The 17,010-nt window shown below is 72.9% G+C and carries 16 protein-coding genes and 1 pseudogene; 8 read left to right on the plus strand and 9 right to left on the minus strand.

From position 1 onward, the window contains the following. Nucleotides 1-41: 41 nt before the first annotated feature. Complete coding sequence (locus tag HZS56_RS04220) at nt 42-719, minus strand: response regulator (protein WP_216719300.1); 678 nt, start codon at nt 717-719, stop codon at nt 42-44. Beyond that, on the minus strand, nt 720-1,925 hold the full coding sequence (locus HZS56_RS04225; RefSeq protein WP_216719351.1) for a sensor histidine kinase: 1,206 nt from the start codon (nt 1,923-1,925) through the stop codon (nt 720-722). 228 nt (nt 1,926-2,153) lie between these two features. On the opposite strand from HZS56_RS04225, the gene HZS56_RS04230 reads away from it, so the two are divergent. After that, nucleotides 2,154-2,807, plus strand: coding sequence for a hypothetical protein (locus HZS56_RS04230; RefSeq protein ID WP_216719301.1), 654 nt, complete (start codon nt 2,154-2,156; stop codon nt 2,805-2,807). Between the two features lie 162 nt (nt 2,808-2,969). Here the strand turns inward: HZS56_RS04230 and HZS56_RS04235 are convergent, their stop codons facing one another. Genes HZS56_RS04235 through HZS56_RS04245 form a run of 3 tightly spaced genes read right to left on the minus strand, consistent with a single transcriptional unit; the run spans nt 2,970 to nt 4,315 of the window. Continuing rightward, the gene (locus tag HZS56_RS04235) at nt 2,970-3,755 is read right to left on the minus strand and encodes a thioesterase II family protein (RefSeq protein ID WP_216719302.1); all 786 of its coding nucleotides are present in this window, start codon (nt 3,753-3,755) and stop codon (nt 2,970-2,972) included. Continuing rightward, the gene (locus tag HZS56_RS04240; RefSeq protein ID WP_216719303.1) at nt 3,752-3,982 is read right to left on the minus strand and encodes a hypothetical protein; all 231 of its coding nucleotides are present in this window, start codon (nt 3,980-3,982) and stop codon (nt 3,752-3,754) included. The genes HZS56_RS04235 and HZS56_RS04240 overlap by 4 nt, the downstream gene beginning before the upstream one ends. Before the next feature lie 21 nt (nt 3,983-4,003). Beyond that, nucleotides 4,004-4,315 carry a DUF5132 domain-containing protein gene (locus HZS56_RS04245; protein ID WP_216719304.1) on the minus strand — a complete coding sequence of 104 codons (312 nt, stop codon included), beginning with the start codon at nt 4,313-4,315 and terminating at the stop codon, nt 4,004-4,006. Nucleotides 4,316-4,834: 519 nt separating this feature from the next. Here HZS56_RS04245 and HZS56_RS04250 point away from each other — a divergent pair. The 4 genes from HZS56_RS04250 to HZS56_RS04265 all read left to right on the plus strand — a co-directional run bounded on the left by HZS56_RS04250 (nt 4,835) and on the right by HZS56_RS04265 (nt 10,664). Further along, complete coding sequence (locus tag HZS56_RS04250; RefSeq protein ID WP_216719305.1) at nt 4,835-6,436, plus strand: ABC transporter substrate-binding protein; 1,602 nt, start codon at nt 4,835-4,837, stop codon at nt 6,434-6,436. A gap of 147 nt (nt 6,437-6,583) precedes the next feature. Then, nucleotides 6,584-7,570 carry an ABC transporter permease gene (locus HZS56_RS04255; RefSeq protein ID WP_216719306.1) on the plus strand — a complete coding sequence of 329 codons (987 nt, stop codon included), beginning with the start codon at nt 6,584-6,586 and terminating at the stop codon, nt 7,568-7,570. 179 nt (nt 7,571-7,749) lie between these two features. After that, nucleotides 7,750-9,615, plus strand: coding sequence for a dipeptide/oligopeptide/nickel ABC transporter permease/ATP-binding protein (locus tag HZS56_RS04260; protein ID WP_216719307.1), 1,866 nt, complete (start codon nt 7,750-7,752; stop codon nt 9,613-9,615). Beyond that, nucleotides 9,612-10,664, plus strand: coding sequence for an oligopeptide/dipeptide ABC transporter ATP-binding protein (locus HZS56_RS04265; protein ID WP_216719308.1), 1,053 nt, complete (start codon nt 9,612-9,614; stop codon nt 10,662-10,664). Before HZS56_RS04260 ends, HZS56_RS04265 begins: the two co-directional genes overlap by 4 nt. A gap of 36 nt (nt 10,665-10,700) precedes the next feature. Here HZS56_RS04265 and HZS56_RS04270 read toward each other — a convergent pair whose 3' ends face one another. Both HZS56_RS04270 and HZS56_RS38005 read right to left on the minus strand, forming a co-directional pair. Next, nucleotides 10,701-10,973, minus strand: coding sequence for a DUF5132 domain-containing protein (locus tag HZS56_RS04270; RefSeq protein WP_216719309.1), 273 nt, complete (start codon nt 10,971-10,973; stop codon nt 10,701-10,703). A gap of 222 nt (nt 10,974-11,195) precedes the next feature. Further along, nucleotides 11,196-11,321: pseudogene (locus HZS56_RS38005) on the minus strand (VOC family protein); the annotation flags it as partial. A 312-nt stretch (nt 11,322-11,633) separates the two neighbouring features. On the opposite strand from HZS56_RS38005, the gene HZS56_RS04275 reads away from it, so the two are divergent. From HZS56_RS04275 to HZS56_RS04285, 3 genes are read left to right on the plus strand one after another with little or no spacing between them, the layout of a single operon-like run. Continuing rightward, nucleotides 11,634-12,653: a FecCD family ABC transporter permease gene (locus HZS56_RS04275; protein WP_216719352.1), complete on the plus strand. Its 1,020-nt coding sequence runs from the start codon at nt 11,634-11,636 to the stop codon at nt 12,651-12,653. A gap of 1 nt (nt 12,654) precedes the next feature. Continuing rightward, nucleotides 12,655-13,428, plus strand: coding sequence for an ABC transporter ATP-binding protein (locus HZS56_RS04280; RefSeq protein WP_216719310.1), 774 nt, complete (start codon nt 12,655-12,657; stop codon nt 13,426-13,428). A gap of 15 nt (nt 13,429-13,443) precedes the next feature. After that, the gene (locus HZS56_RS04285; RefSeq protein ID WP_216719311.1) at nt 13,444-14,451 is read left to right on the plus strand and encodes an ABC transporter substrate-binding protein; all 1,008 of its coding nucleotides are present in this window, start codon (nt 13,444-13,446) and stop codon (nt 14,449-14,451) included. Nucleotides 14,452-14,569: 118 nt separating this feature from the next. Here HZS56_RS04285 and HZS56_RS04290 read toward each other — a convergent pair whose 3' ends face one another. Together HZS56_RS04290 and HZS56_RS04295 are read right to left on the minus strand one after the other, a co-directional pair. After that, complete coding sequence (locus tag HZS56_RS04290; protein WP_374201072.1) at nt 14,570-15,889, minus strand: MFS transporter; 1,320 nt, start codon at nt 15,887-15,889, stop codon at nt 14,570-14,572. A 153-nt stretch (nt 15,890-16,042) separates the two neighbouring features. After that, nucleotides 16,043-16,939, minus strand: coding sequence for a LysR family transcriptional regulator (locus HZS56_RS04295; RefSeq protein ID WP_216719312.1), 897 nt, complete (start codon nt 16,937-16,939; stop codon nt 16,043-16,045). Between the last annotated feature and the right edge of the window lie 71 nt (nt 16,940-17,010).

The following is a 17,010-nucleotide window of genomic DNA, read 5'->3' on the forward strand; positions in this document are numbered from 1 at the left end:
CCGGACGGTGTCACCCCGGCGGTGCCACGGACCGGCCGCGGTCAGACTTCGGCGTCCCGGACCAGGAGCGCGATCTGCACCCGGTTCTCGACCGCGAGCTTGGCGAACAGGCTGCCCGTGTGCGCCTTGACGGTCGCCACACTGATCCGCAGCCGTCTGGCGATCTCCGGGTTGGCCAGCCCGTCCGCGACGGCCCGGGCGGTCTCCAGTTCCCGGTCGGTCAGTACGGACAGCTGCCTCCGCGCCGCCTCGCGGGACGCGTCGCGGGCGTGGGAGGAGTGCGGACCGGTGGCCGCCGCGATCACCCGGGCCGTGGCCGCCGGGGACAGCACGGGATTGCCGTCGGCGACCGCCCGCACCGCGTCGAGCAGCTGCGGCGGCTGGGTGTCCTTGAGTACGAACCCGAGCGCGCCGGTGCGCAGCGCGTCGAGCACGAGGTCGTCGGAGTCGAACGTCGTCAGGATCAGCACCCGCGGCGGAGCAGGCCGGCCCAGCAGCTCCCGGGTCGCGCTGAGGCCGTCGCGGCCCGGCATCCGCACGTCCATCAGGACCACGTCCGGACGCAGCGCGTCCACCGCGGCGACCGCCGCGTCCCCGTCCGCCGCCTCGCCGACGACTCTCAGGTCCGGCTCGCCGTCGATGACGAGCCGCAGCGCCATGCGCACCAGCTGTTCGTCGTCGACGACGACGACACGTACCGGCTCCCGCCCGGTGTCCACTCAGGCTTTCCTCTCGTGGGGGGTGTTCGGCCAGGGCAGCCGCGCGGTCAGGACGTATCCGTTGCCGGGGGTGGGGTGGTGGCTGAGTTCTCCACCGGCCAGCCCGACCCGTTCGCCGAGCCCGAGCAGACCGAAGCCCGACGCCGGTGGCGGCGCGAGCTCGGCAGTCAGCGAGGAGGAGTCACGGGCGGCCGGTGCGTTGTGCACGCCGACCTCGAGCCGGTCGCCCGCCGCTCCTTCGACGGTGACCCGCACGCGGGCGCCCGGCGCGTGCTTGGCGGCGTTGGTCAGACCTTCCTGGACGACCCGGTAGCAGGTCCGTCCGACAAGGTCGGGCGGTGTCCCCGCCACGGTGGTGGTCAGCGTGACGTCGAGTCCCGACGCGCGGGTGTCGGCCACCAGGCCGGGAATCCCGTCGAGGGAGGGCTGGGGCGGTTCGGGCCGGCCCGGATCGGCCCGGAGCACACCGAGCACGTCCCGCAGTTCCTCCAGGGCCTGGTGGGAGCCCTCGGCGATGCCCCGGACCAGCACACGGCTCTCCTCGGCCCTGAGGTTGTCCCGGTGGTCCAGCACCCCGGCCTGCATGGCCACGAGGGAGATACGGTGCGCGAGCACGTCGTGCATCTCGCGGGCGATGCGGTTGCGTTCCAGGGCCCGTGCCTGCGCCGCCCGCGCGGACTGTTCCCGCTCCGCGCTCTCCGCACGGTCCCGCAGGGACCGGACCTCGACCCGCCGGGCCCCGACGGCCGTGCCCAGCGCCACCGCGATGCCCGCGGTCAGCACCGGCAGGGTGAGCCGCAGCCACCACGCGTCCGGCGGGCTGTCGACCGCGTAGAACTGGAGCGCGAACTGCGAGGCGACCACGTGGGCCGCCGCCACCGCACCGATCTCCACCGGACGTCGACGGGTGGCGACCGAGCCCAGCGCCACCAGAGCGGCACCCGAGGCGATGGCCGACGGGATCGAGGCCGCGGTGGTGACCAGGGCGACCGTCACCGGGAGCCGCCGCCGCCACAGCAGAAGCACCAGACAGCCGAGCCCCACCAGGGGGTCTCCGACGAGGAACCACGAGTCCGCGCCGGTCCCCTGCTCCCGAGCCAGCACCACACCGGTGGAGAACCAGCCCGACGCGCCCACGGCCGCGGCTGCCGCCGGCCGCCAGGTCTGCCGCCACCACCCGAGCGGTGGCGCGGCGCCGGGGTTCACACGGCCGGTGTCGATGTTCACCGGTTCAGTATCGCGAAAGTGTGCGGCCGCCGGGTCATACCGAGGTGGGAGGCGCCTTGGACCCAGGTCGAATGCCCGTCCCGCCCGCGGTCGGGGACGGGTCGGGCCGCTGGGCCGATGTGCCGGGCGCGCGGCTCCCACAGACTCGTCGGCAGGTCCGGACGACCGCGAGATCCGGACGGAGGAGAACCGGAGGAAGTGGGAGGCATGTTCGAGAACCTGAGGCGGCAGCGGGCACTGAAGAGGGTCGTGCCCGGGAACGGGCGGCCACTGAAGCGCTTCCGCTGGTGGCAGTCGTTGTCCCGCGCCCTCTTCTATCTCCGGCTGACGGCGGGCGACGGCCGGCAGTCGGTCTGGGCCGTCGACGTCAAGCACGGCAGACAGGACTCGAACGGCCACGTCAGGGCCCATCTGTACCTGGATGGTAGGCACCACGCCGAGTCACGGCTGCCGGCCGTCTTCCCCGTTCCGGGAGGTGCCGTCGAAGTGCGCGCGAGCAGTTTCGGGCTCAAACGGTGCCACTACGTCACCGACGACGGTGCCGAGCACCAGCTCGTCCCGGACCGCGACTCGGCCGAAGGGCGTCGTGCCCACTTCGACCGCAAGCACCCCGCACTGAGCCGCTGGACCGGTGCCGTCTCGGCGGCCGTCCTCGTCGTGGCCCTGCTCGTCCTCCTCGTCCAGCTCGCCGAACAGCTCACCCGGCCGCAGGAGATCGCCCAGTACGTCGGGACCTTCACCTCGCCCGTCCACCTCTCCGGCTGGGCGAACACCGCGGTCGGGCTGGTCACGGCGGCGGCCAGCACCGAGCGTGCGCTGCGCCTGCGCTACAGCCTGCTCCTCGACGGCGGGGCCGGCTGACTCCGGCCGTCCCAGGACCACCCCCCCCCGGCCGGTGCGGCGCTCAGCTCCTCGGGCCCGCGGCCGCCGGAACGACGGCGACGGCCGTTCCGGCCCGGTCCCCGGCCGAGCGCACGGCGTATCACGTCGGCGACGCATGTGCCCGCCGGCCGAGCGCGACCGTCAGACGTGCACCGCGCCGGACGTGTGCGTGAGACGCGCCGCCACGTCGGCGACGACGTCCGCCTCCCGCTCCGCGAGGTAGAAGTGGTCCCCGGGGAACGAGCCGAGGTCGAAGGAGCCGGACGCGCTGAGTCCGGACCACGCGAGGACGTCGTCGAGCGGGCAACTCACGTCGTCCCGGCCCACGTACGCGGTGATCGGCGCCTTGACCGGAGCCGGCCGCCGGGGACGGTAGCCCTCGATGAGCCGGTAGTCCGCGCGCAGGGCGGGCAGCAGGAGTTCACGCAGCTCCGGAATGTCGTAGGCGTCGCCGTGAAGGTCTCCGAGGCTCCGGACGTGGGCGACGAGGGCTTCGTCGCCGGCCGAGTGCAGTGCGCTGTGTCCGGCGCGCTGAGGGGCCGCGTGCGCGGAGACCATCAGGTGTTCGGGGACGAAGCCGCGGTCCTCAAGCCTCAACGCCAGCTCGTAGGCGACGCAGGCGCCCATGCTGTGGCCGAAGAGCGCCAGCGGCCGGTCGAGCCAGGGGCGCAGCGCGCCGTCGATCGCGTCGGCGAGCGTGGTCATGTCCTCGACGCAGGCTTCCGCGAGCCGGTCCTGACGGCCGGGGTACCGCACGGCGAGAACCTCGATGTCCTCCGGCAACAGCGTGGGCCAGCGGTGGAACAGCTGTGCCGTCCCGCCCGCGTGGGGGAGACACACCAGGCGCAGTCGGGGCTCCGCGGCGCGCCGACGGACGCGGAACCATGCGTTCGCAGCGTGCCCCGGCGTCGTGTCGTGCGTGGTCATCGCCGCCGCATACCGCCCGGCTGCAGGGAGTTGAGCTTGGCGAGGAAGGTGGGCAGTTGCTCCACCGCTCTTCGGGACACGTAGGTGGTCTGCACCGTGTGGCGCAGGCGATCGGTCACGACGAGTTTGTAAGTGCCGCCTTCTTGGAGGAGTTCGGCGGAATACAGGGGTGTTCCGGTCACCGGATTCTGACCCGCCTCCGTCAGGGTGCCTTCTTTTTCGGTCATGCCTTCCACCGGGCCGGGAATTCAGCGCGACTTGGCGGTGGCCGAACCGGTGCTGCGTGTCTTGCTCGCGGGCTTGGGTCCGCTTCCGCTCTTCGGGGCCTCGGTGACGGCAGCGGGCTCGGCTCCGCGCGCCATCTGGGCGGCGAGGATCTCGGCGGTTGCCTCGGCCGCGAGGTCGTGCATTCCCGCACTGGCTTCGTCCACCGCCCTCTTGGCTTCGATCCCCAGGCTGACCGAGGTTTTCACGAGGCCCCGGAACACCGGCTTGCCCAGTCGCTTGACCAGGGTTGCGGCGACCAGGCCGATGAGGAAAGGAGGTACTACGGGCGGCATGGCGTTACGTCCTTCTCTTCCGCCGATTACTCTGCGGCTTCTCGTCGCGACGGGAAACGTGCCCGAATCCTTCGTCGTGCCCGATCCCGTTCATCGCATTCGTCGCTTCAACGCGTTCATGGCGTTCATCAGCGTTCATGGCGTTCATCGCAACGAGTCCTTCACCATGGACGGTATCCGAGGCCGACAAGGCAGGTACATACTCTGCCGCCGCCTTCACCCATTCGAGTACAACAGCCTTGTCCCGCCGTCCTGTTCAGGACAACGATGGCTGGAATCCGACAACACCCCGGTAACGAAGCGCCGCACGCCCACCTGCCGTTCCATGTGTCGCGGGAGTGTTCCTTGTGCCGCATGCGGAACTACAGGCTCCGCGCCCTCTACCGGCACCTCGCCGGACGCTGGGGCAAACCCGGATTCCGGGGCGTATCACTCGGACGGGCGATTCATTCCGCCCGTTCGTGGAAGGTCCGGACGATGCGGCGGGGCGCCTGGGAAGCCGGTGACACGATGAGCGCCATGCACCGCCGAACCGCGTCGTTCCCCCGGTCCCGGTCGGTCGCGGTGGCGGCAGCCCTTGCCGTGTCGGGTGTGACCGCCGGCTGCGACGGCGGCGACGTGCCGTCGACCCGTACGCCCCTCGTCGAGGAGGGCACCGTCACGATCGCCACCGCCTCCGAGACATCGAGTTTCCACCCGTACTCGCAGTTCGGCTCCGGCCTGGCGCGGTACGCGTACGACTCGTTGGTCAACACGGCGCCGGACGGCGGTGTGGTGTCGGGCCTGGCCGAGAAGTGGCAGGCCGGAGCCACTTCGGCGAGCTTCACCCTCCGCGGGGACGTGACCTGCTCCGACGGTTCGGCCCTCACGGCCTCCGCGGTGGCCCGGTCACTGACGTACGCGAGTGACCCCCGCAACCGACTCGTCGGCGTCCGAACGGCGTTGCCCGGTGCGCCGTTCACGGTGTCCGCCGACGACACGGCGCGGACGGTGTCGGTGCGGATGGCGTCACCGTACAGCTTCGTCCTGCGGACGATCGGCCTGGTGCCGATCGTCTGCCCCGCCGGCCTTGCGGATCCCGCCGCGCTGGACCGGAGGACGGAGGGCACCGGGCCGTACGTCCTCAGCGGGTACGCCTCCGGCGGTCCGTACACCTTCACGCGGCGCGAGGGGTACGCGTGGGGGCCGCGGGGAGCGACCAACGCGACGGTGGGGCAACCCGGGAGGATTGTGGTGTCGGTGGTGCCGCAGGAGTCCACGGTGGCGAACCTGCTGCTGACGGGCGGTGTGAACATCGCGATGGTGAGCGGCCCGGACCGCGCCCGGCTGACGGGCAGCGGCGGCCTGACCGCGGCGGAGGTGCCGACCGTGGTGGGACTGACCTTCTTCAACGAACGGGCCGGCCGCCCCCTGAGCGATCCGACGCTGCGCAAGGCGCTGGTGGGCGCCCTGGACCGGCAGGGACTCGCCAACGTGGCGATGGGAGGGACGGGAACGCCCGCGCGGCACCTGACCGCCGAGGACTCCGTGTGCCACGCCGACGTGGCCGCCGCGAACCTGCCGTCGGGCGACGCCCAGAAGGCCCTGGAAGGCGCAGGGTGGACGAAGGACGACCGGGGCAGGCTGGTGAGGGACGGACGGCGCTTGCGGTTGCGGCTGCTCAGCAGCGCCGACTTCGGCTCCACCCTCCCGTCGGTCGCCGAACTGATGGCCGTCTCCTGGCGGAAGCTGGGCGCCGACGTCGACCTCGTCAGCGAGAGCGGCAACGCGGTGGTGCAGGCCATGTACCAGAGCGGCGACTTCGACGTCGTGGTCGGCAGCTCGCCGGGCCCGCCGCTGCCCGCGCAACTCGTCGGCTACTTCTCCGGGCCCGCGCCGTCCGCAGGACTGAACTTCGCCCGTGTCACCAACCGCACCTACGACCGGTTCGTCCGCCGCGCCCTGCGCGCGCCGGGTGAGGACAGCTGCGCCGACTGGAACAGGGCCGCCGCCGCGCTGTTCCGCTCGGCGGACGCGCTCCCCGTCGCCGACGGCACGAGCACGGTGTACGGCAACCGGACCACCTTCGCCGTCGTGCCCGGCGGCCAGATCGTACCGACCAGCATCCGCCTGCACGAATGACGCGATGCCCCGATGCCCCGATGACGCGACCCGGACGTGCCGACGGTGGGCGGACGGCGGGCGGGCGGCAGGTCACGGACGCCGTGCGCCCTGCGGCGTACCGGTCGCCGCCCCGCCCAAGGAGCCGAAGTACGAAGGAGGTTCCCCATGGCCACCGTGTCCGCGCGGATCGGTGCCCTGTCCCGGCGCCATCCGTGGGCGGTGTTCTGCTGCCGGAGAGCGGTGCGGCTGACCGTCCTGCTCCTGCTGGTCGTCACCGCTTCCTTCGCGATGATCAGACTGGTGCCGGGCGACCCCGTCCGGGCCGCTCTCGGCGTGGACGCCCCGCCGGACCTCGTCGCCGCCGAACGGCGGAACCTCGGCCTGGACCGCGAACTGACGGCCCAGTACTGGTCGTACCTGCGCCGGCTGGCCCACGGGGACCTCGGGGTCTCGCTGGTGACCGGTGAGCCGGTGACCGAGCTGATCAGGGCGCGTCTGCCGGCCACCCTGCGGCTGGCCGTGCCGGCGTTCGTCTGCGTTCTCGCCGTGGCCCTTCCGGGAGGGATGCTCGCGGGGATCCGGACCCGCGGCGGGCGGCGGCCCCGGACGGAGCTGACGCTCACCGTCGTCACGTCCGTGGTGGCGGGCGTACCTGACTTCGTGCTGGCGGCGGGTCTCACCGCGGGCCTCGCGGTCGGCCTGCGCGCCTTTCCGGTGGCCGGCGACCTCGGCCCCCAGTCCTACGTGCTGCCCGTGCTCGCGCTGGCGCTCGCTCCGACCGCGGTCCTCCTGCGGATCGTGCGGGTGGAGACCCTGCGGGTTCTCGCCATGGACCATGTGCGGGCCGCCCGCGCGAAACGGCTGCCCGCCGCCACGCTCCATCTCCGCCATGTGGCGCCGAACACGCTGACCGCGTCGCTGACCGTCGCCGGAAGTCTGCTGCCCGCCCTGATCGCGGGGACCGTGCTGGTCGAGAAGGTGTTCGCCTGGCCGGGCATCGGTTCGGCGATGGCACAGTCCGTGGTCGCCCAGGACTACGCGGTCGTCCAGGCGTCGGTCCTGGTACTCGGCTCGGCCGTCCTCGTCGCGAACTTCCTCGTCGATCTGGCCCTGGCCCTGCTCGACCCCCGCTCGGTCATCCGAGAGACGTGATCCCCATGACACCGTCCCCTTCGTCTCCCTCATCCCCCTCATCCCCCTCATCCCCTTCGCCTCCCTCGTCGCATTCATCTTCTTCGTCCCCCGCGCCCCTCTCGCCCGCCTCCACCCCGCGCCCGGCGCGCGGCGACGGCGGCGGGCCGCGCCTGTCCCGGTCGTGCTGGGCCACACCCATGGGGGTGACCGCCCTGGCGATGCTGGCGTCGCTCGCCGTACTGGCCGTCGTGGGCCCGGTGCTGTGGGGTCCCGCCGCCGACCGCCCGGATCCGTCGGCGGTACTGCAGGGCCCCACCGGCGGTCATCCGCTCGGCACCGACCACCTCGGACGCGACCTGCTCGCCAGGCTGCTCGCCTCGACCTGGTCGTCCCTGCTGCCGGCGGTCACGGCCACGCTCCTCGGAGCGGCGGCCGGTGTCACCCTCGGGGCGCTGACCGCCGTCGTGGGAGGGCGCACCCGCCGTCTGCTGGGTGCGTTCATCAACCTCCTGCTGGCCTTTCCGGCGCTCCTCGTCGCGATGTTCTTCGCGGTGCTCTTCGGCGCGGGAGCCCGCGGGGCGGTGTTCGCGCTCGCCGTCGCCTGCGCACCGGGTTTCGCGCGCCTCACGCAGACCCTCGCCGCCGGGGTGGCCGGAACCGACTTCATGGCGGCCGCAAGGGTGCTCGGCCTGCGCCGCCACCGGCTCCTCCGGCGTCACGTCCTGCCGCACGTCGCCGAACCGCTGCTCCTCAACACCACCGTCGCCGTGGGCTCGGCGCTCGTGGCCCTGTCGGGGCTGAGCTTCCTGGGACTGGGCGCGCAGCCCCCTTCGTACGACTGGGGGCTGCTGCTCAGCCAGGGGCTGGACCGCGTCTACACCGAACCGCTGCCCGCCGTGGCCCCCGGCATCGCCATCGTCTACGCCGGCGTGGCCTTCCAACTGCTCGGCGAGGTACTGGCGAAGGCCGCCACGCGGCAGCACCCCCCTGCGCGGCAGACGGGAGAACCCGCGGCGTCCCCGGCGCCCACCGGCCGCCGGCCGGCCGGCGCGGACCTCCTGCTGGAGGTGGCGGATCTGCGGGTCGCCCTGCCCGCGGGGGACCGGACGATCCGGCCCGTGCGCGGCGTCTCCCTCGCGCTACGACGCGGTGAGATGGTCGGCCTGGTGGGCGAGTCCGGTTCCGGCAAGTCCCTGACCGCGCTCGCCCTCGCCGACCTGCTGCCCGACGGCGCCCGCGCCACCTGGAGCGCCCACCGCTTCCTCGGCGCGGACGTCGGGTCGTTGACGCGCAGGGAACGGCACCGGCAGCTCGCGACCGGGATGGCGATGATCTTCCAGAACCCCGCCTCCGCCTTCAACCCGGCGCTCCGGATCGAGACGCAGCTGACGGAGGCCGTGCGCGCGCATCACGGCATCCCTCGTGAGCAGGCCGTCGAACAGGCCCGGGTCCAGCTCCAGCGGGTCGCGCTGCCCGGAGAGCGCCGGCTGCTGCGGTCCCGCCCCTTCCAGCTGTCCGGGGGTCAGCGCCAGCGGGTGGCGATCGCCGCCGCCTCGATGATGCGCCCCGACCTCGTCATCGCGGACGAGCCCACGACGGCCCTGGACGTCACCGTGCAGCGGCAGATCATGGACCTGCTGCGCCGCGTCCGGCGCGACGACGCCACCGCCATCCTCTTCATCAGCCACGACATCGCCCTCGTGGCCGACGCCTGCGACCGGGTCCTGGTCATGTACGGGGGGACGATCGTCGAGAGCCTCCCCGCCCGTGCCCTGGCGGACGGTGCACGGCACCCGTACACGCGCATGCTCGTCGCCTCGGTCCGCGGCCTGACCGCCGACCGCGAGAGCAGCCCTCCCGGCCTCGGGGGAGCCCCGCCCGACCCCGGTGGCACCGCGCCGGGCTGCCCGTTCCTGGACCGCTGTCCGCAGCGACTTGACCGGTGTGCCGCGGAGATCCCCGTACTGTCCGCGCTCGACCCGCACCACGAGGTCGCCTGCTGGCGGCCACTGCCCCCGACGGCGTCCTCCGGACGGCCCGAGACCGAGGAGTGCGACACATGAGCGGAGTACGCGGCCCGGGCGGACTACCCGAACAGAGCCGGGGAGCCCGGGGAGTCCGAGGAGCCCGGGGGGCAGGGCTGGCGCTGCACGACGTGACGGTGCGCCACCACGGGCCGTACGGGCCCGTCACGGCGGTGGACGGTGTGTCACTGGAGATCGCGCGCGGCCGTACGGTCGGACTGGTCGGGGAGTCAGGGTCGGGCAAATCCACCCTCGCCCGTGCGATCGTCGGGCTGGACCGCCCGTGCGCCGGGCGGATCGCGATCGACGGGCGGGAGTACCCGGTGCGCCGGGCGGCCGACCGGCGCCGGTGGGGGCGCCGGGTCCAACTGGTCTTCCAGGACCCGGACACGGCACTGGACCCCCGCATGACGGTGCGCCAGTCGCTCGCCGAAGCGGCTGGGGCCTTCGCCCGGCTGGACCGCCGCGCCCGTGAACAGCGCGTCGGCGAACTGCTGGAGCTGGTGGGACTCGACGCCGGTTGCGCCGGCCGGCTGCCGGGGCAGCTCTCGGGCGGTCAGCGCCAGCGCGTGGCCGTCGCCCGTGCGCTCGCCGTGGACCCGGCGGTGCTCGTCGCCGACGAGGTCACCTCGGCGCTCGACGTGTCCGTCCGGGCGGCGCTCCTCGGCATGCTCAGGGAGCTGCAGCGGCGCATGGGCTTCGCCATGCTGTTCATCAGCCACGACCTCGCAGCCGTGCGTCAGGTGTCGGACGCCGTCGCCGTGATGTACCTCGGCCGGATCGTCGAGACCGCCTCCAACGAGGCCCTGCCCGGCGGCGCCCGGCACCCGTACACCCGGACGCTGCTGTCCGCGGTGCCGAGCCTGCACACCGGACGACGACCCGGCGGGGAGGCGCTCCCGCTGTCGGGCGAGGCACCCGACCCCGCGTCGCCGCCGGCCGGATGCCGCTTCCATCCCCGGTGCCCGGTCGGGCCGAGCCGGCGTCCGGGCCGGGAAGTGTGCGCCGTACAGGACCCCTGGGACGAGACGGCGCGTGTCGCCTGTCACTTCCCGTATCCCGCGGGAGACGGTCCCGAGCACGCGTAGGTGTCCGGCCGGACACCGACGGGTCGTGAGCGTGGGTCAGCGCTGCTGCCCGGCGCCCGTGCCCGCGCGGGCCTTCGGCACCCTGGCCGCACTCCGGTTTCCGGCCGCGGTCTGCGCCGCCGCCATCTCGGCGGCCACCTCGGCCGCGAGGCCGTGCACGTTCTGTCCGGCCTCGGCGGCCGCCAGCCTGATTTCGTACGCGACACCGACGGACGTCCTGACGACCCCGCGCAACACCGGCTTGAGAACGCGTTTCGCCAGTGGTGCGGCGATCAGACCGAAGAGGAAGGAGGGCGGTACGGGTGTCATGGTGCTGCATCCTCACTACGCACAGGACCGGCAAGGACCCCGGTCGCCGCGAACGCGCGGCGATTCCCAGCCGGGTTGAATGCCCAATCGACGAGGTCAGGCACCCGCTGATACGCCAACGTAGCCGAGCCGTGTCCGTCGGGGCCGAACGGCTGCTCCGAGTTCACTCATGTGAGTGCCCCGGATCTTTCCGGCCCCTCGGGTCCGCTCCGCTCCCGGCCGGGGCCGGACGTACGGACGCGTCATGATCTCCATCCTGCGGCCCATGCTGTGGCCGTCCGGGTCGTCGAAGTAGGTGCCGTGGCCGCCGAAGAGGTGGTTGATCCGGCCGGGCCCGGTGTGGCCGGGGCCGGTACACCCTCGGCGCCCATCCGACCGCGCTGGAGCGCCGAGGCGGTGGCCCTCGGACGCCCCGCGGATTTCACCGAAGGCCGCAGCCGGCTCTCGCCGCGCGCCGTGGCGGCGGATGGCGGCATGCTAGATTCCCGTATTGAATATGGTCTTCATTATCGAGTGAAAGCGTAGGTAGGCCACGTGCCCCCGCCCTCGACCTCCCCGCCGTCGGCACGTTCGGGCGCGGCCGCTGCGGACGTGGTCGGCCTGCCGCCGGCCGCACCCGCGCCCACCGCCGGGGGCCGGTTCGCCACCCGCGGTGCTCTGCTGGCCGGCTGCGCGGCGCTGACCGCGCTCCTGCTCGGCTCCGTCGTCGTCGCCATCGGGCTGGGGCCCGCGGTCATCACCCCGCAGGAGACCGCCCGCCATCTGTGGGCGGCCCTCAGCGGCGGCCGCATCGGCGCCGGGGAGGTGACGACGTACCAGATCATCTGGCAGATCCGCACGCCCCGGGTGCTGCTGGCCGCCCTGGTGGGGGCCGGTCTGAGCGCGGTCGGGGTGGCGATCCAGGCCATGGTGCGCAACGCGCTGGCGGACCCCTTCGTCCTCGGCGTCTCGTCGGGCGCCTCGGTCGGCGCCGTCGGCGTGACAGTCACCGGAGGGCTGGCGGCACTGGGGATCTACGCGGTCTCCGCCGGCGCCTTCCTGGGCGCGCTCGCCGCCTCGCTCCTGGTGTACGCCGCCGCCTCCAGCCGGGGCGCGCTCTCCCCGCTGCGGCTCGTGCTGACGGGCGTCGCCATGTCGCTCGGCTTCCAGGCGGTGATGAGCCTGATCATCTACTTCGCGCCGGACAGCGAGGCGACCAGCCTGGTCCTGTACTGGACGATGGGCAGCTTCGGCGCCGCGACCTGGGGCGCGCTGCCCGTCGTGGCCGTGGTGGTGACGGCCGGAGTCGTGACGCTGTGGCGCTACGGGCGGGTGCTCGACGTCCTCTCCCTCGGCGACGAGACCGCCGCGAGCCTGGGCGTCGGCCCCGACCGGCACCGCAAGGTGCTGCTGGTCCTCGTCTCGCTCGTCACGGGTGTGATGGTCGCCGTCAGCGGCGCCATCGCGTTCGTCGGACTCGTCATGCCGCACGTGGTGCGGATGGCCGTCGGCGCGTCGCACGCCCGGGTGCTCGCCGTGGCCCCGCTGGCCGGAGCGGTCTTCATGGTGTGGGTGGACCTGGCGGCACGGACCCTGGTCGCTCCGCGCGAGCTGCCGCTCGGTGTCATCACCGCGCTCGTCGGGGTGCCCGTCTTCGTCGCCCTGATGCGCCGCAGGGGCTACACGTTCGGGGGACGCTGACATGGACCTGAGACTCGACGCGATCTCCGTCGTGACCGACGGCAGGAGCCTCGTGAGCGGACTGTCCCTGGACGTGTCCGACGGACAGGTCGTGGGGCTGGTCGGCCCGAACGGGAGCGGCAAGTCCACCGCGCTGCGCTGCGTGTACCGGGCGCTGCGCCCCAGTTCCGGAACCGTCTGGGTGGGCGAGCAGGAGCTGACCCGGCTGCCGCTGCGCCGCAGCGCACAGACCGTCGCGGCGATGACGCAGGACGGCGGGGTCGACTTCGACTTCACGGTCGGGGAGGTCGTGGCCCTCGGCCGTGCTCCCCATCTGCGCGGCAACCAGGCGCTCAGCGGCCGGGAGCGCGAACTGTGCGAACGGGCGATGGACCGGCTCGACATCGGACACCTCGCGCACCGGGGCGTCCTCACCCTGTCGGGCGGGGAGCGCCAGCGCGTGCTGCTGGCCCGGGCGCTGGTGCAGGAGCCGGAGATCCTCGTCCTCGACGAGCCGACCAACCACCTCGACGTCCGCCACCAGGTCGAACTGCTCTCGCTGCTGCGCGAGTCGGGACTCACCGTCCTCGTCGTGCTGCACGACCTCAACCTGGCCGCTGCCGCCTGCGACCGGATCGGCGTGCTCTCCGGCGGCCGCCTGGTCGCTTCCGGCGCGCCCGCGGCGGTGCTCACGCCGGAGCTGGTCGGTGATGTCTTCGGGGTGCGGGCCAGTGTCGTGCAACATCCGCTCACGGGCGGCCCCCAGCTGTTGTATTCGCTCGACTCCACCCGCTGAAAGGCGGCTTCACCCATGAGTAGACCCCGATCCTCCGCCGTGGCCCGGCAGCGCGCCGTGCTCGGCTCCGTCCTCGCGGCCCTGGTGCTCGGCGGATGCGGTGCCGAGGTCGAACCGGACGAGAAGGCGTCCGGCGAGGTCACCGTCGAGCGCTGCGGCGAACCGGTGCCGTACACCGTTCCCGAGCGTGCCGTCGCCTACGAGGGCGGCAGCGCCGACAAGCTGTTCGCCCTGGGCCTGACGGAGCACGTGCACGGCTACGTGATGCCTCCGGCCAACCCACCGGTGAGCGAGTCCCCGTGGGCGTCCGAGTACGCGAAGGTGAAGATGCTCAGCGACGACCTCCTCAACAAGGAGGTGGTGGTCGAGGCCCGGGCCGACCTCGTCGTGGCGGGCTGGAACTCCGGCTTCAAGGACGAGCGGGGCATCACTCCCGAGATCCTCGACAAACTCGGCATCCAGAGTTTCATGCACACCGAGAGCTGCTTCAACTACCCGAAGTACCCGGAGAAGGTGACCCCTTTCGAGGCCCTCTACACCGACCTCGAAAGGCTCGGCAGGATCTTCCGGGTCGAGAAGAAGGCCGCCGAGGTCACCGACGCCCTGAAGAAGCGGGTGGCGGCGGTCGAGGCCGAGACCCCGCCCGGTGATCCGGTGCCCGTCTTCCTCTACGACTCCGGCACCGACCAGCCGTTCACCGCGGGCAACCAGGTGCCGCCCAACGACATCATCGGCAAGGCGGGCGGCCGGAACGTCTTCGACGGCCTCGACGAGCGCTGGACCCAGGTCAACTGGGAGTCCGTGGCGGAGGCCGAGCCCGAGGTCGTCGTCATCCTCGACTACGGTGACCTGCCCGCCGAGAAGAAGATCGACTTCCTGAAGAAGTCCCCGCACACCAGGGAACTCCCCGCCGTGCGGAAGGACAACTTCTTCGTCCTCGACTACAACGAGGGGATCAGCGGACCCCGCAACATCGACGGCCTGGAGAAGTTCGCGGCGTACGTGCGCGAACTCGCGGGCTGAGCCGTCGGCACGTCACGGCGGCGGCCGCCCCCGCCCCACCGCCGTACGCGCGTCCCGCGCCGCCCCGTGCCACCGTCGTACGCGTGTCCCGCGCACCCCCGTCCCATCGCCGTACGCGCTACCGGGCCGGCTCCTTGCCCCGCAGGCCCGTGGCCGTCGTGTCGGGCGGGCGGGCGAACGTACGGGCGCCGGGAGCGAGGGCGGCCGCGGCCGGTGCCGCGAAGCAGACGGCCGCGCAGACGGCGAGGACCGCCGTGGCACCGAACGCGTCGATGGCGGGGGCGATGACGGCGAGTCCGACGGGGGCGAGACCGTAGGAGAGCAGGAAGTCCAGCGAGGAGACCCGGGCCAGCTTGTCCGGGGCGACCTCGCGCTGGGCGGCCGTGAACCACGGAACGTTGAACAGTTCGATGCCGACGCCCGCGACGGCGTAGGCGGCCATGACGACGACCGGATGCACCGGGACGACGAGGCTGAGCGGGGCGCATCCGTAGGCGGCCAGCCCGGCCAGGGCGGCCCAGCCGGGGGAGCGGGGCCGGAAACGCGCGATGAACAGCGCCCCGGCCAACGCCCCCGCGGTATAGGCGGTCAGCGCCCCGGCGAGCACGACCTCGGTGCCGTACTCGTCCCTGCTGACCAGGGGAAGGGCGACACCGGTCGCGGAGTAGCCGGTCGCGATGACGGCCGTCAGCGCACCCAGGCCGGCCAGGAACCACGGGTGCCTGCGGGCTTCGCGGACGCCCTCGGCGAACTCGGCGAGGAACGAGGCCCGGACCGCACCGGCCGCGGGCCCTTCCGCGGCCTCCGGCGTGCCGTCCGCGGCGGCGCGGGGCGCACCGCGCCCGGGGACGCAGGCCGCGACGAGCCAGAGCAGTCCGATGCCCGTCAACAGCGCCCCGGTGCCGAGGAAGACCGCGAGCAGGGCGGCCAGCGAGGGCCCCACGAGGGTGGTGACCCGCACCGCGAGGGTCATGGCGGCGTTGGCCTGCTGCCTGCGGTCGGCATCGACCACCTCGGCGGTGAGCGCCTGGTAGGCGGGCCGGCAGGCACCCTGACCCGCCCCGGCGACCGCGGCGCCCGCCGCCATCAGGAGGACGGAGCGGCCGAGGCCGGCCGCCATCACCGGTGCCGCGGCTCCGGCGGCGAGCCCCGCCCACAGGACGACGCCGCGACGGGAGTGCCGGTCGGCGAGTACGCCGGCCGTGGGCACCGCCGCGAGGAACCCGGCGGTGCGGGCCGCGAGGAGCAGACCGAGGTCGGTGGCGGTGAGCGTGCGGTCCAGGACCGCGAGACCGAGCACGAACGGCAGCGCCCAGGTGGCCAGGCCCGACGCCGTGGCACCCGTCCACAGCCGGAGGAAGGCGAGGTCGAGCAGGACGGAGCGCCGCTTGCCGGGCAGGGCTCCGGCGGCCGGTGGCGGGGCGGAGGGTGTGGGCACGATGGCGCACTCCTGTCGGGTACGGGGCGGGCGCGCCGGCCCAGGCTATCCCAATGATAATCATTTCTATTAGGGGTGTGTTCTGTGTGCGTTTAGGGGTGTGTTCTGTGTGCGTTCCGCTCGTTCCGAGTGCATGTCACGGGTGGGGAATGATCACCCGCACAGCTCGTCGCGCAGCCGGGGCAGGGAGTCCAGCAGGGCGGCGATGCCGGGGTTGTCCGTGTTCGCCGCCAGATGCACGAACCGCAACTCCACGCTCCACCGGGGAAGTTGCACCGGCAGCAGCCGTACGTGCCCGAGGCGCAGGAAGCTGCGGGCGGCGAACCGGGGCACGACCACGACGTGATCGGAGTCGATGGCGCGCCTGATCGCGGCCTCGGGCGAACCGGTCGTGTGCACAGGCGTGTCGCGCCGACGCTCGGGATGGTCGAAGATCGCGGCCAGCGGTTCGCCCTCGGCGTCCCAGCGGTAGACGACGAGCGTGTTGCGGACCAGGTCGTCCGGCGTCAGCGCGGGCGCCCCGCACAGCCGGTGGCCCGGCCGGCAGACGGCGACCATCGGCGAGGACCCCAGCCGCTCCGAGCGCAGGGACCCCGTCGCGACCTGGGTCAGCAGGAACCCGCCGTGTGCGCTGCCGTCACGGACCTGCTCCACGACCTCCCTGCTGTGCGCCACCCGACCGTGGGCCGCTATGGCCAGCCCGTCCAACGCTCCGAAGGCGAGCGGGAACACCGTCGCGGCGAAGCTGTTCGGCGCGGCCAGCACCAGTCGTTCGGGGGTGCCCGTGTCCAGACTGTGCACCGCCTCGTCCAGCAGGTCCAGGCACCGCCGGGCGTACCCCACCAGTCGCTGCCCGGCCGGGGTGAGTGTGCTGCCGCGCGCCCCGCGCACGAACAGCGCGGTGCCCAGGCGGCGTTCGAGCCCGGCGATCCGGTTGCTGACCGACGGGGCGGCCAGGCGCAGCTCGGCGGCGGCCGCGCTGAAGCTGCCCAGTCGCGCGATGGCCGAGAACACTTCCAGGTCCATGGTCTCCAGCGAGGAGTGAGGCATAGCCGGATCCTAACGCCAGGGGTAGGAGAATTCGGTCTACCGAAAGGCTCGGCGTTCGCCGAAGCTGTGAT

The sequence above is a fragment of the Streptomyces mayonensis genome, from assembly GCF_018982965.1.
Lineage (GTDB): Bacteria > Actinomycetota > Actinomycetes > Streptomycetales > Streptomycetaceae > Streptomyces > Streptomyces mayonensis.